This is a genomic window from Gordonia terrae, assembly GCF_051789125.1.
Lineage (GTDB): Bacteria > Actinomycetota > Actinomycetes > Mycobacteriales > Mycobacteriaceae > Gordonia > Gordonia terrae_A.
This window is the reverse complement of sequence record NZ_CP196526.1, coordinates 1,073,936-1,086,455: the sequence shown is the minus strand read 5'-3', so window position 1 is coordinate 1,086,455 and position 12,520 is coordinate 1,073,936. Positions and strand designations below refer to the sequence as shown.

The window sequence follows — 12,520 nt, the reverse complement described above, 5'->3', positions numbered from 1 at the left end:
TCAGCCGGCGGGGGGACCCGGTTCGGCACTAGGCGATCTTCCCGTCGCGCACCGTGATCGTGGTGTCCGCGACGGCGGCGGCCTTCGGGTCGTGGGTCACCATGACCACGAGACGGTCGGCGGTGTCGTGCGCCACCTCCGACAGCAACTCCAGAACCGAGTCGCCGGTCTTGGAGTCCAGGTTGCCCGTCGGTTCGTCGGCGAGCAGGATCGTCGGGTCCATGATCAGCGACCGCGCGATCGCGACGCGCTGCATCTGCCCGCCGGACAGCTCTGAGGGTCGATGGTCGACCCGGTTCCCGAGCCCGACGCGGCGAAGCAGTTCCACCGCACGCGGTTTCGCCTTGCGCAGCGACTGGTTGTCCAACAGTCGCGGCAATGCCACGTTCTCCCACGCCGACATCGTCGGGACGAGGTTGAAGAACTGGAAGATGAAACCGACCCGGTTGCGGCGGAATTCCGACGCGGCGGTGTCGTCGAGGGAGCCGAGGTCCACTCCGTCGATGGTGATCCGCCCCGACGTCGGGGTGTCGAGCGCGCCGAGCACGTGCAGCAAGGTGCTCTTGCCCGCCCCGGACGGACCGACGACGGACACGAACTGGCCGCCGTCGACCGAGAGATTCAGCCCGTCGAGAGCACGGACCCGCTCCTCGCCCATCTGGTACTCACGCACCAGATCGACGGCCTCCACGAGGGCACGTCCGGCGCCGGGCGCCTGCCCGGGTTCCTTCGACACCCCCGGATCGTAACCCACCCCCGGGACACGCCCGGTTCTTCTCACGCTCCCCAGCGACCGGTCGCGAAGAACTCGTCGAGGACCGCATCCGCCGGTCCGAGGTCGAAAGAGCTTCCGGCGAGCCACGAGTCGTCGAAATACGTGGTCGCATAGCGATCCCCGGAGTCACACAGCAGTGTCACGACGCTGCCCGGCGTGCGGGCCGCGGCCATCTCGGCGACCAGGGAGAAGGCACCCCACATGTTCGTGCCGGTCGATCCGCCGACGCGTCGGCCCAGCAGGTCACTCACGCGGCGCGCGGTCGCGATCGACGCCTCGTCCGGCACCCCGATCATCCGATCGATGACCTGGCTGATGAACGACGGCTCGACCCGGGGCCGCCCGATGCCCTCGATTCGCGACCCCGTCTGGGCGGTGAGGGTCCCGTCGGCGGTCTCGTACGCCGGCAGGAACACCGAGTTCTCCGGGTCGACGACCGCCAGCCACGTGTCGTGGCGCCGGTAGCGGACGTAGCGCCCGAGTGTCGCCGACGTGCCCCCGGTCCCGGCACCCACGACGATCCAGGTCGGGATCGGATGATCCTCGTCGGCCATCTGCGCGAAGATCGACTCCGCGATGTTGTTGTTGCCGCGCCAGTCGGTGGCGCGCTCGGCCATCGTGAACTGGTCGATGAAGTGACCGCCGAGCTCCTCCTCGAGCCGCAGCGCCTCGGCATACACCTCGCCGGGATGGTCGACGAAATGACAACGCCCGCCGTGACGTTCGATCAGGGCGGTCTTGGCGGGCGAGGTGCTGCGGGCCATGACGGCGATGAACGGGACACCGATCAGCTCCGCGAAGTAGGCCTCGCTCACCGCGGTGGACCCCGACGACGCCTCGATCACCGGGGTGCCCTGCACGACCCAGCCGTTGCACAGGGCGTAGAGGAACAGCGAACGCGCCAAGCGGTGTTTGAGCGAACCGGTCGGATGGGTCGACTCGTCCTTCACGTAGAGGTCGATCCCGACCTCGGCGTCGGGACCCGCCCATCGCGACCACGACGGCAATGCGACGCGGAGCAGATGGGTGTCGGCGCTGCGGCGCGCATCGGCCTCGATCAGGCGGACGGCGTTCTGCGCCCAGGAGCGGTCTGCGCGCCGGTCGACGACCCGCGTCGGCTTCATCGCCCCGCAACTCCTGCAGCGGGACTCACTTGTCGCCGCGCAAGCGCGCCTGCAGATCGTCGTGCTTGGATCGTCGTCCGGCCTCCAGGGCGGCGATCTCGCCGTTGACCTTGAGACGGAGCTTCTTGAACAGCACCATGCCCAGCGGCAGCGCGATCAGGACGCCGAACACCGCCGCGACCAGGAACGGAACCTCGACGTCGACGAGGCGGCCGCCGACCAGGATGATCACGACGACCGCCGCGACCAGGAGCAACCGCGCGAAGGTATAGGCGAACAATGCGACCGCCAGCGTCATCGGACGCCCGCCCGCCTGCGGGGCGGCTGCGGGTGCGGATTTCTCGGGGGAACTGTCGCCTGCGACGTTGCGGTCCTGCGGTTCACTCACCCCACCAGACTACTGGGCACCCGGAACGCCTCCGCAGGTCGCGGGCCTTTGCACGCTCTTTACCTACCGCTGACGGTTCGAGTACCTGGGCGTTTTGCGTGTATTCATGAAGCACTCGTCCACCATGTGCCGAGCCGCTCGCCACCTCCGGCGCACCGACGGAGCACGCAACGAAGCACCAGGGGGAATCATGACCACCGTCGAATCCGCACCGCATGCCGCTTACATCACCCCGGGCATGGCCAGTCAGCACACCCTGACCCCGGGTCAGGTCGCCGCGATGTTCAACGTGAATCCCAAGACCGTCGCGCGCTGGGCGAGTTCGGGCATCCTCGGCTCCATCCGTACCCCGGGCGGGCATCGACGTTTCCGCGAGGAAGACGTCGTCGCGCTGCTCAACCGCCGCACCCACTGACCCCGGTCATCCGGTCGACCGGCATCCGTCCGGTGGGCACGTCGTTCGGCGTGGCCACCCCGGCAACTCACGTACGCTGGTCGTCGGGAGGTTGTCATGATCTATCTGTTCGCCGTTCTCGGTCTGCTCGCCATCGGTTTCCTCATGTGGCGCGCCTTCGGACCGCACGCCGACGGTGCCGGTGACACCCCCTCGCCCGGCCCCCGACGCACCCGCCCACGCGGCCCCCTCGGCCCCGACGACGACCCGGATTTCCTGCGCGACCTCGACAATCGAACGCGAGGGTCCAATGGCACCGACAGCGACGACGCGTAGGCGCCGGGACGATCAAAAACTGAGACCAGGTTCAGACGCCCCGGCGGAACATACCCGTGGGTAGGGTATCGTCCAGATCACCATCGATCCCCCGTTGGCTGATCCGAGAGAAGGCGCCGTTGAACCCCGGACGATCTCCGCAAGGGGCGTCGACCGAAGACGACCTGAGCTTCGCCGAGAAGATCGGTTATCTCTTCGAGCACAGCCGTGACGAGAACGGCATCCGGTACACCGGGAAGAAGATCGCCGAGAAGGCCAACCGGCTCGGATACTCCCTCTCCGACGCCTACATCTCCCAGTTGCGCACCGGCAAGGCGCGGACACCCTCGTTCCGGACCGTCGAGGCCATCGCACGCGCCTTCGACGTCAGCGTCACGTACTTCCTCTCCAATCCCGACGAGGACCTCGAACGCGTTCGGCAGCAGCAGAACTACGTGGAGATGCTCCAGGTCACCGGAAGCCACCTGTCGGGGATCGACATGGCGTCGCTGTGCCCCGACACCATCGACGCTCTCATCGATCTGCTGAAACTCGTGAAGGCACAGGCGATCGCCAAGAACGCCGAGCAGTCCGCGTCGGCCGACACCGCCGGCTGACGTCCGGCGCGCGTCGGCCGAGCCGCTCGGCCGCGGTGCCTATAGGCCCGCGTACGAGTGCAGGCCGGACACCACCAGATTGATGATGAACAGGTTGAACAGCATCGCCACGAATCCGGCGACGTTGATCCACGCCGCCGCGTTGTTGCGCCATCCCGCGGTCGCGCGGGCGTGCAGGTAGGCGGCGTAGATGACCCACGCGATGAACGACACGGTCTCCTTGGGGTCCCAGCCCCAGAAGCGGCCCCACGCGGCCTCGGCCCAGATCGCGCCGCAGATGACGCCGAGGCCGAACAGCGGGAATCCGATCACGACGCACTTGTAGGCGAGGCGATCCAGGCTCTCCGTCGACGGCAGGTGCTCGACGATGCGCCGCAGTGCACCCCCTATCCCGGGACGGGTCGCCACCGACGCGGCCGCATCGGTCGATGTCGCCGCCCAGCGCACCTTGATCAGGTACAGGATGCTGGCGACACCCGAGACCAGCAGGATGCCTGACGACACCGAGATGATCGAGACGTGCACGGCCAACCAGTACGACTTCAGTGCCGGGACGACCGGTGCGGCCTGCGTGTACAGCCAGCGGCCGGCGATGAACATCAGCAGGATGACCGGGAGCAGCACGAACGACAGCAGCGGGCGGTGCTCCCGCTTGCGCAGGATGATCAGACCGGCGAGCACTCCGGCGGCGCACGTCATCGAGATGAACTCGTACATGTTGCCCCACGGCGCGCGTTCGGTCGCGATGCCGCGCAACACGATCGAGCCGATGTGGGCGACAAGACCCACGATGACCACCGGCAGCGCCATGTTGCCGAGCTTCTCGCCCAGCGTGCGCCGTTCCGGCCCCTCGACGCGGCCCGGCACTCGCTGCTCGCCGTCGGCGGCGCCCGTGGCGCCCGCGTTCACCAGCGACTTCTGCTCGAGGCGACGGCCCCGGACTGCGGCCAGTGCGCCGAGGAACAGGACGACCGCCACGACGTAGACCGTCATCGCGGTGCCGTACAACAGGTCCGAGTACCGCGCGAGCGTCTCGTCGATCGGCATCGTCGTTCCGTCGTTCATCAGGTTCCTTTCGCCGGCTGCTAGAGCCGCCGTGTCGTACGCCGCGAGTCGGGCCCGTCCGCATCCTCGGCCACGAGTCCGGCCGCCTGCTCGTCGAAGCCCTCTCCCCAGCCGGCCTGATCGGTACGTGCCAGGCCGGCGATCTCTACTACAGTACGTCGTTTCGGATCGTGCTGGTCATCGCCATCGGTTTCCGACCCCGTGACGCTTGACCCCGTGACACCCGACCCCGATTCGGGCACCGGTACCAGCCGGACCCAGATGCGTCGACGACGGATCAGCAGCGAGACCAGCAGGCCGCCGAGCATCACGATCGAGCTGACCAGGACCCACACCTGCGCGGGATCGTGGGAGACCTGGACCGACACCCAGCGCTCGTAACCGTCGAAGGTCACCGTCGTGCCGTCGGCCAGCGTGTGGCTCTGCCCCACCGCGAGGTTGACCTGGGCCTGCCGCTGCAGACGGCCCTGCTCGATCAGCTCCTGGTCGAGGGAGTAGACGTTCTGCGGCTTACCGGTGTCGAGGCCGGTGTCGCCCTTGAAGATCCGGATCGCGACGAACGGGTCGTCGGGTTCGGGCGACGACGACATCAGCAGCGAGCCGTGGAAGGACGCCGTCGGCGCGAACAGGCCCTCGAGGGCGATCTGGTTCTTCCGACGGTCGTCGGGATCGGGGTACAGACCGGCCGGGGTGTCGAATCGCACCGCTCCCGACGACAGCATGGTCTGCAGTTCATCGGGCACGAACGGCGTGGTCTGCGAGCGCTTCTCCCCGTTCGGGAACGTCACGGTGAACTTCGGTGCGAACCCGTTGCCGAGGACGTACACACGATCACCGGCGACCCGGAGCGGTTCGTTGACACGCACCGAGGCGCTCGCCCACGTCGCGGGGTTGCCGAGGTTGCCCACGTTGCCGTCGGAGCCCTCGGCGTAGCGGATCGTCGCGTCGTACATGTCGGGCTGACCGCTCGGCAGGAAGGTCGCGGAGAAGTCGTCGACGCGGAAGCAGAACGGCGACAGGTCGGTGCCGTCGACGAGATTGCCGGCGCGGAACGAGTCGTAGACGGCGGTGGAGGTGTTGCACATCCCCTGTTCGCCGTCCGCGACCAGACTGCGGGTGCCCTCGTAGCCGTACATCTTGCCCGCCGCGATCGACACCAGGAGGGCCAGCAATGCGAAGTGGAACACCAGGTTGCCGAACTCGCGCAGGTACCCCTTCTCCGCGGAGACCTCGACGCAACCGTCGGGGTAGGCCTTGCTGGGCTCGCGGACGACCACCTCCCGACGCCATCCACGCAATCGGGAGCTGACGCGTCGGGCGACGTCCTCGGGGGTGCCGTCGACGGTGTGGGTGACGTGCCGCGGCAACCGCGACAGGTTGCGGGGCGCGGCGACCGGCCTGGCCCGAAGACTGTGGAAGTGCTCCACCATCCGCGGCGTGAGGCAACCGACGAGCGAGACGAACAGCAGGACGTAGATGGCGGTGAACCACACGCTGGAGAAGACGTCGAACAGTTGCAGTCTGTCCATCCACGTCCCGAGCTGACCGCGGGCGGCGATGTACTCGAGGGTCTTCTGCTCGTTCAGTTCGCGCTGCGGGAGCAGAGCACCGGGGATCGCGGCGAGGGCGAGCAGGAACAGCAGGATCAGCGCGGTGCGCATCGAGGTGAGCGAGCGCCACAGGTTGCGGAGCGGCCACAGCACCCGGCGTCGCGCCCAGTGGGGCTTGCGGGCCGGCTCGGGGGTGTCCACCTGCGGGCGGTCGGTCACATCGGTCATGGAACTGGCACTCAGATCGGTAGTTGGGTGTCGGTGACGAATCGGACCTGGACCCAGACGATGAACTGGTCCCACCAGCCCGTCAGCAGGGCGACGCCCACGCCGATCAGCAGGACGCCGCCGACGACCTGGATCGTGCGGGCGTGACGTCGCAGGAAGCCGAGACTCCGCAGCGCCCAGGCCGAGGAGAACGCCAGGATCACGAACGGGAGTCCGAGCCCGAGGCAGTACGCGACGATGAGTGTCACGCCCTTGGCTGCCGTCGACCCCTCGGTTCCGCTGACCGTGGCGATCACAGCGGCCAGGGTCGGCCCGAGGCACGGCGTCCAGCCGAGCGCGAAGACCGCGCCGAGCAGGGGTGCGCCCACGATGTTGGAGACGCGGCGGGGCTCGAATCGGACCTCACGCTGCAGCGCCGGGATGAGGCCGATGAACACCAGACCCATGGCGATCGTCACGACGCCGCCGATGCGTTGCAGCAGTTCACGATTCAAGACGAAGGTGCTCGTCACGCCGAGAACGGTGGCGGTCGCCGCGACGAAGACGACGGTGAAGCCGAGCACGAACAGACCCGCGGCGAGTGCGACGCGCGACCGACCGCTCTTGGCCTGTTCGCCGACCTTCACCGCGGGTGCCTCGGCCCCGACGAGGCCCGCGAGATACGACAGGTAGCCCGGGACGAGCGGCACGACGCACGGCGACGCGAACGAGACGAGCCCCGCGAGCAGGCACGCGGCGAACGCGAGCAGCAGCGGCCCGCTGGACACGGTGTCGGCGAACGTGTCGCCGATCGAGGCGGCGAGGATGGTGGTCGAGGCGTTCATCACATCGGGCCCGCCGGTTCGGCCGAGACGCGCTGCACGACCTCGTCGAGTTCGGCGTCGGAGACCGCCTTCAGGAACACCGCCGCCGGGCGGTGCCTGCGGTCGAGCACGATCGTGGTCGGCACCACCGAGGTGGGGGTGGTCAGCGCGGCCAGTGACATCCCCGGGAAGTCGTAGATCGACGGGAACCCGACGTTGCGGTCGATGACGAAGTCCTTGGCGGACTCACGGTCGTCGCGCAGGTTGATGCCGAGGAACTCGACACCGGCGTCGCGGTGACGTTCGTAGACGCGTTCGAGGTCGTCGGCCTCGCCACGGCAGGGCCCGCACCATGATCCCCAGACGTTGATCACCACTGCCTTGCCGACGAAACGGGGGTCCGACAGCGACAGCGGCTGCCCGGTCACCAGGTCCTCGCCACCGAGGTCGGCGATGGGTTTGCGGTCTTCGACGGGGTAGGTGATGACCGTCTGTCCGCCGGGCGAGACGAACTGGAAGGTGTTCCCCTGGGCGACCGCGTCGTCGCCGGTACTGCAGCCCGCGATCATGATGACCAGGGCCGACAGCACTGCCGGCAGGAGAAACTTTCGCACTACGTCAGACCTTTGTGTCACGCACCGGTGGCCAGCGGGTCGGAAGCACCGGCCGGCTCGGAGTAGATGATGTCGACGAGGGCGTCGTCGTCGTAGATGAGGCTGGTCAGCGAGGCCAGCGAGCACTGGCGGCGACGCGGGTCGTGCCAGAGACGCTGACCTTCGAGGAAGCGGCGCAGCGTGTAGACGGGGAGCTGGTGGCTGACACAGACCGCCTCGTGCCCGCGGGCGGCGTCGCGCGCCTTGTTGGCCGCGGCCAGCATCCGGTGCGCGAGCTGGATGTAGGGCTCGCCCCAGGACGGGGTGAACGGGTCACGGAGCTTGGGCCAGTGCCGCGGCTTGCTCAGCGCGCCGTCGCCGACGGAGACCTTGAGGCCCTCGAAGACGTTCTCGGCCTCGATGAGGTCGTCGTTGGTGACGATGGGGACACCGTGCGCGGCGGCGATGGGGGTGGCGGTCTCCTGCGCCCGCTGCAGCGGGGAGGCGAAGACGGCCTTGATGTCGTGGTCGGCCAGGGTTGCGGCGACCTTGTCGGCCTGCGCCCGGCCCGCGCCCGACAGGCGGAACCCGGGGAGCCGGCCGTAGAGGATGGCGTCGGGGTTGTCGACCTCTCCATGGCGCATCATGTGGACGATCGTGTGCATCAGGCGTTGTCCCCCGGGGTGGCTGCGGTCGCGGCTGCCTGCGCTGCCGCGGGCAACGCATCGGCGATCTGCGAAAAAGCATCCTCGTCGAGCGCCGCGGACACAAACCAGGCTTCGAAGGCGCTCGGCGGTGCGTAGACGCCGCGTTCGAGCAGCGCGTGGAAGAACGGGGCAAACCGCCAGGTCTGCGTCGCGGACACGCCCGCGTAGTCGAAGATCGGGATCTCCGGGTCGGTAGCGAAGAACACACTCAGCAGGTTGCCCGCCTTCTGCACCCGATGGGCGACCCCGGCCTCGGTGAGCGCCTCGGTGAGAAGTGTCGCGAGCCGGTCGGCGTTGGCGTCGAGCTTGCGGTAGACGTCCACGTCGGCGTTACGCAGCGTCGCGAGGCCCGCCGCGACGGCGACGGGGTTACCCGACAGCGTGCCCGCCTGGTAGACGGGGCCGGTGGGCGCGAGCCGGTCCATGACGTCGGCGCGGCCGCCGAAGGCCGCGGCGGGCAGGCCGCCGCTCATCACCTTTCCGAACGTGTAGAGGTCACCGGCCACGCCCTCGAGGCCGTACCAGCCGCTCGGGCTCACGCGGAAGCCCGTCATGACCTCGTCCATGATGAGCAGCGCACCATGCCTGCGGGTCAGATCCCGCAGGCCCGCGTTGAAGCCCTCGACCGGGGCGACGGCCCCCATGTTGCCCGCCGCGGCCTCGGTGATGACGGCGGCGATGTCGTCGCCGTGGGCGGCGAAGGCGTCGGCAACCGCGGTCAGGTCGTTGTACGGGAGGACGAGCGTGTCGTGGGCCGAGGCGCCGGTGACGCCGGGGCTCGTCGGGAGTCCGAGGGTTGCGACACCCGAACCGGCCGCGGCCAGGAGGGCGTCGACGTGACCGTGGTAGCAGCCGGCGAACTTGATGATCTTGGACCGGCCGGTGAAACCGCGGGCCAGGCGGATCGCCGACATCGTCGCCTCCGTGCCCGAGTTCACCAGGCGGACCCGCTCGACGGGGTCCACGCGGCCGATGATCTCCTCGGCGAGCTCGATCTCCGCCTCGGTCGGGGCGCCGAAGGACAGTCCGCCGGTGGCCGCACGCTGCACCGCCTCGACGACGGCCGGATGCGCGTGCCCCAGGATCATCGGACCCCAGGAGCTGACGAGATCGACGTATTCGGCGCCGTCGGCATCGGTCATCCGGCAGCCGGATGCACTCGCGATGAACCGCGGCGTGCCGCCGACCGCCGAGAACGCGCGGACCGGAGAGTTGACGCCGCCCGGGATGGACTGCGTCGCGCGCGCGAAGAGTGCGGCCGAGGCGTCCGTACCGGGAGCGGAGGTGGCATCAGCGGAAGGGGTCACGGCCTACAGTGTTCCAAACGGCACCGGGTGACCCAAATCCCCGCTGGTCGGAGGCCTGCGCCGTGGTTCAGCGGCCCATCTGGCGGACCGGTACCCTACTCCGCGAGCGCCTTGCGCACCTGCTCGGCGATGGCCTCCTGGCCCCGGTCGTTGGGGTGCACCGCCCCCGGACCCGGCGTGGTCATCGGTTCGATCCAGCGCTGGTCGCCGGCGCAGACGTCGTGCCCCTCGGACACCTGCGACATGTCCACCCAGCGCACGCCCTCCTCCCCGGCGGCGCGGCTGCCGTAGGTGTTGAGGGCCGTCTGGAGCTCCCGGATCATCGGCACGTCGCCCGCGGCGATCCGCATCACGGGGTAGCAGCCGGTGGTCGGCGGAAGCAGCCAGGGATACCCGGCGAGGAGGACCTTCGCGTTCGGGGCGCGGTCCCGGACGTCGCGCAGGGCCTGCCGGAGGGCGGGGTAGATCTCGGTCGCCACCGGCTCGATCAGCGATCGGCCGTAGCGGTCGGTGCACGGCGAACCGGTCAGGTCGGTGTCGGCCACCTCGCCGCACAGCCGGATCGCGCGGCTGTAGGTCTCCTTGTCGTTGCCGCCGATCATCAGCGTGACGAAGTCGGTGTCCGCGTCGAGGGCCTCGAGTTGGCCCGGCACCCCCTGATGCTGGGGTGCGCGGAAGTCCTCGGTGTCGGCGCCGGCACAGCTGACGTCGGTCAGTTCGACGCCCTCCTGCTCGGCGAGGAGGTGGGCGAAGTTCTTCGACGACCGCAGGCAGTAGATGGGCGAGTCCGCCTCCAGCGGGCGGACGCCGGTGCCGGCGCTGAAGCTGTCACCGAGGTTGACGTACTTCGTCGACCGGGCAGGCGTTTCCGTCGACCGTGCGTCGTTTCCCGTCGACTGGGTTGCTGTTTCCGTCGACCGTGCGTCGTTTTGCGTCGACTGGGCAGGCGCTTCCGTCGACTGGGCACAGCCCGCGAGGATCGCACCCGCCGCGACGAGTGCGGTCACGGTCGCCAACAGCCTTGGTTTCGCCACGACGCCATCGTCACCGCATCTCGACTGCTCGGCAACACCGCTGCTCAGCGGGTCGATCGCGAGGTCGGGAGTAGGGTTCGGATAGCAAACCGACGAGTGAGGATGTGACTTCCGATGAGTGGCGACGACACCGGCAACACGAACCTTCTCGACCCGCAGGCCGTGCTCGACGCAGTGCCGACCGGGCTCTGGATCGACGGGAAATCCGTCCCCGCGGCGTCGGGGAAAAGCTTCGAGGTCTTCGATGCGGCCACCGAGGAGGCGCTGGTGTCGGTGGCCGACGCGGGCGTCGAGGACGCCCGTGCCGCGCTCGACGCCGCAGTCGCCGCGTCGGACGAGTGGGCGGCCACCGCACCCCGCGAACGCGGGGAAATCCTCCGCCGAACCTTCGAACTGCTCACCGATCGGGCCGACGATATCGCGATGCTGATGACCCTCGAACTCGGACGCGCCCTGCCCGACAGCCGCGCCGAGACGACCTACGGCAACGAGTTCCTGCGCTGGTTCGCCGAAGAGGCAGTGCGGATCGGCGGCCGATTCAACCACGCGCCCGCGGGCAACGGACGGATTCTGGTCGCCCACCAGCCGGTCGGGCCGTGTCTGGCGATCACGCCCTGGAACTTCCCCCTCGCGATGGGGACACGCAAGATCGCGCCGGCGCTCGCCGCGGGCAACGTGATGATCGTGAAGCCGGCGCGGGAGACGCCACTGACAATGCTCGCCCTGGCCGAGGCCTTCGCCGAGGCGGGGCTGCCGCCCGGCGTGCTGTCAGTGCTGCCGACCAGTTCGAGCGGGGACGTGTCGACCGCGCTGATCACCGACGATCGCATCCGCAAGATCAGTTTCACCGGTTCGACCCCGGTCGGTCGCAACCTCCTCGGCCAGGCGGCCGACCGCATCCAGCGCACCTCGATGGAACTCGGCGGCAACGCGCCGTTCCTGGTGTTCGACGACGCCGACGTCGATGCCGCGGTCGAGGGCGCGTTCGCCGCCAAGATGCGCAACGGGGGCGAGGCGTGCACCGCGGCCAACCGCTTCCTGGTGCAATCCGGGGTCGTCGAGGAGTTCACCGCGAAGCTGGTGGAGAAGATGTCCGAGGTCCGCATGGGACCCGGTTACGCCGACGGCGTGACGCTCGGCCCGCTGGTGAACGCCGACCAGCGGGACAAGGTCGCCGAGGCCGTGGAACAGGCGGTCGCCGACGGCGCCCGGGTACGTCTCGGCGGCGAACGACCCGACGGTCGCGGATTCTTCTATCCGGCAACGGTTCTGGACAACGTCGACCCGTACGCGTCGGTGACCCGCGAGGAGATCTTCGGTCCCGTCGCGATCATCAGCGCCTTCGACGACGAGGCCGACGGCATCGCGGCCGCCAACTCCACCGAGTACGGCCTCGCGTCGTACTTCTACAGCCGCGACATCGAGCGCTGCATGCGGGTCGCCGAGAAACTGGACTCCGGGATGGTCGGGGTGAACCGCGGTGTGATCTCCGACGCCGCAGCGCCGTTCGGCGGCATCAAGCAATCCGGCATCGGACGCGAGGGCGGCAGCGAAGGCATCAACGAATACCTGTCCGTGAAGTACATCGCTCTGACCTGACATTCATCAGACAACGCTGAC

The 12,520-nt window shown here is 68.8% G+C and carries 14 protein-coding genes; 4 read left to right on the top strand and 10 right to left on the bottom strand.

The window, feature by feature from the left end:
- Window positions 1–28: 28 nt before the first annotated feature.
- From ACSUZC_RS05000 to ACSUZC_RS04990, 3 genes are all read right to left on the bottom strand, one after another.
- Window positions 29–658 (bottom strand): ABC transporter ATP-binding protein, encoded by a 630-nt coding sequence (locus ACSUZC_RS05000; protein ID WP_439032992.1) that lies wholly within the window; start codon window positions 656–658, stop codon window positions 29–31.
- 119 nt (window positions 659–777) lie between these two features.
- Window positions 778–1,899: a PLP-dependent cysteine synthase family protein gene (locus ACSUZC_RS04995; protein ID WP_439031796.1), complete on the bottom strand. Its 1,122-nt coding sequence runs from the start codon at window positions 1,897–1,899 to the stop codon at window positions 778–780.
- A 25-nt stretch (window positions 1,900–1,924) separates the two neighbouring features.
- Window positions 1,925–2,197, bottom strand: coding sequence for a DUF4229 domain-containing protein (locus tag ACSUZC_RS04990; RefSeq protein ID WP_238421550.1), 273 nt, complete (start codon window positions 2,195–2,197; stop codon window positions 1,925–1,927).
- Window positions 2,198–2,477: 280 nt separating this feature from the next.
- Here ACSUZC_RS04990 and ACSUZC_RS04985 point away from each other — a divergent pair, with 280 nt between their 5' ends.
- From ACSUZC_RS04985 to ACSUZC_RS04975, 3 genes are all read left to right on the top strand, one after another.
- Window positions 2,478–2,702: a BldC family transcriptional regulator gene (locus tag ACSUZC_RS04985; RefSeq protein WP_238421464.1), complete on the top strand. Its 225-nt coding sequence runs from the start codon at window positions 2,478–2,480 to the stop codon at window positions 2,700–2,702.
- 96 nt (window positions 2,703–2,798) lie between these two features.
- Window positions 2,799–3,017, top strand: coding sequence for a hypothetical protein (locus tag ACSUZC_RS04980; RefSeq protein ID WP_439031795.1), 219 nt, complete (start codon window positions 2,799–2,801; stop codon window positions 3,015–3,017).
- A 119-nt stretch (window positions 3,018–3,136) separates the two neighbouring features.
- Complete coding sequence (locus ACSUZC_RS04975) at window positions 3,137–3,613, top strand: helix-turn-helix domain-containing protein (RefSeq protein WP_439031794.1); 477 nt, start codon at window positions 3,137–3,139, stop codon at window positions 3,611–3,613.
- Window positions 3,614–3,652: 39 nt separating this feature from the next.
- Here ACSUZC_RS04975 and ccsB read toward each other — a convergent pair whose 3' ends face one another.
- The 7 genes from ccsB to ACSUZC_RS04940 form a co-directional block, all read right to left on the bottom strand.
- Window positions 3,653–4,678 (bottom strand): c-type cytochrome biogenesis protein CcsB, encoded by a 1,026-nt coding sequence (ccsB, locus tag ACSUZC_RS04970; protein ID WP_439031793.1) that lies wholly within the window; start codon window positions 4,676–4,678, stop codon window positions 3,653–3,655.
- Window positions 4,679–4,698: 20 nt separating this feature from the next.
- Window positions 4,699–6,456, bottom strand: a complete 1,758-nt coding sequence (resB, locus tag ACSUZC_RS04965; protein ID WP_439031792.1) for a cytochrome c biogenesis protein ResB — start codon at window positions 6,454–6,456, stop codon at window positions 4,699–4,701.
- Window positions 6,457–6,467: 11 nt separating this feature from the next.
- Window positions 6,468–7,280 carry a cytochrome c biogenesis CcdA family protein gene (locus ACSUZC_RS04960; protein WP_439031791.1) on the bottom strand — a complete coding sequence of 271 codons (813 nt, stop codon included), beginning with the start codon at window positions 7,278–7,280 and terminating at the stop codon, window positions 6,468–6,470.
- On the bottom strand, window positions 7,280–7,873 hold the full coding sequence (locus ACSUZC_RS04955) for a TlpA family protein disulfide reductase (RefSeq protein ID WP_439031790.1): 594 nt from the start codon (window positions 7,871–7,873) through the stop codon (window positions 7,280–7,282). Before ACSUZC_RS04955 ends, ACSUZC_RS04960 begins: the two co-directional genes overlap by 1 nt.
- 17 nt (window positions 7,874–7,890) lie before the next feature.
- Window positions 7,891–8,517: a histidine phosphatase family protein gene (locus ACSUZC_RS04950; protein ID WP_439031789.1), complete on the bottom strand. Its 627-nt coding sequence runs from the start codon at window positions 8,515–8,517 to the stop codon at window positions 7,891–7,893.
- Window positions 8,517–9,866 carry a glutamate-1-semialdehyde 2,1-aminomutase gene (gene hemL / locus ACSUZC_RS04945; protein WP_439031788.1) on the bottom strand — a complete coding sequence of 450 codons (1,350 nt, stop codon included), beginning with the start codon at window positions 9,864–9,866 and terminating at the stop codon, window positions 8,517–8,519. The genes ACSUZC_RS04950 and hemL overlap by 1 nt, the downstream gene beginning before the upstream one ends.
- 95 nt (window positions 9,867–9,961) lie before the next feature.
- Window positions 9,962–10,900 carry an SGNH/GDSL hydrolase family protein gene (locus tag ACSUZC_RS04940; protein ID WP_439031787.1) on the bottom strand — a complete coding sequence of 313 codons (939 nt, stop codon included), beginning with the start codon at window positions 10,898–10,900 and terminating at the stop codon, window positions 9,962–9,964.
- Window positions 10,901–11,014: 114 nt separating this feature from the next.
- Here ACSUZC_RS04940 and ACSUZC_RS04935 point away from each other — a divergent pair, with 114 nt between their 5' ends.
- On the top strand, window positions 11,015–12,499 hold the full coding sequence (locus ACSUZC_RS04935) for an NAD-dependent succinate-semialdehyde dehydrogenase (protein WP_439031786.1): 1,485 nt from the start codon (window positions 11,015–11,017) through the stop codon (window positions 12,497–12,499).
- Window positions 12,500–12,520: the final 21 nt, after the last annotated feature.

Excerpts from the sequence above, each read along its gene's own strand:
- ACSUZC_RS04995 (WP_439031796.1), bottom strand. The coding sequence starts at position 1,899 with ATGAAGCCGACGCGGGTCGTCGACCGGCGCGCAGACCGCTCCTGGGCG.
- ACSUZC_RS04950 (WP_439031789.1), bottom strand. The coding sequence starts at position 8,517 with ATGCACACGATCGTCCACATGATGCGCCATGGAGAGGTCGACAACCCC.
- ACSUZC_RS04985 (WP_238421464.1), top strand. The coding sequence starts at position 2,478 with ATGACCACCGTCGAATCCGCACCGCATGCCGCTTACATCACCCCGGGC.
- ccsB (WP_439031793.1), bottom strand. The coding sequence starts at position 4,678 with ATGAACGACGGAACGACGATGCCGATCGACGAGACGCTCGCGCGGTAC.
- ACSUZC_RS04960 (WP_439031791.1), bottom strand. The coding sequence starts at position 7,280 with ATGAACGCCTCGACCACCATCCTCGCCGCCTCGATCGGCGACACGTTC.
- resB (WP_439031792.1), bottom strand. The coding sequence starts at position 6,456 with ATGACCGATGTGACCGACCGCCCGCAGGTGGACACCCCCGAGCCGGCC.
- ACSUZC_RS05000 (WP_439032992.1), bottom strand. The coding sequence starts at position 658 with ATGGGCGAGGAGCGGGTCCGTGCTCTCGACGGGCTGAATCTCTCGGTC.
- ACSUZC_RS04990 (WP_238421550.1), bottom strand. The coding sequence starts at position 2,197 with ATGACGCTGGCGGTCGCATTGTTCGCCTATACCTTCGCGCGGTTGCTC.
- ACSUZC_RS04980 (WP_439031795.1), top strand. The coding sequence starts at position 2,799 with ATGATCTATCTGTTCGCCGTTCTCGGTCTGCTCGCCATCGGTTTCCTC.
- ACSUZC_RS04935 (WP_439031786.1), top strand. The coding sequence starts at position 11,015 with ATGAGTGGCGACGACACCGGCAACACGAACCTTCTCGACCCGCAGGCC.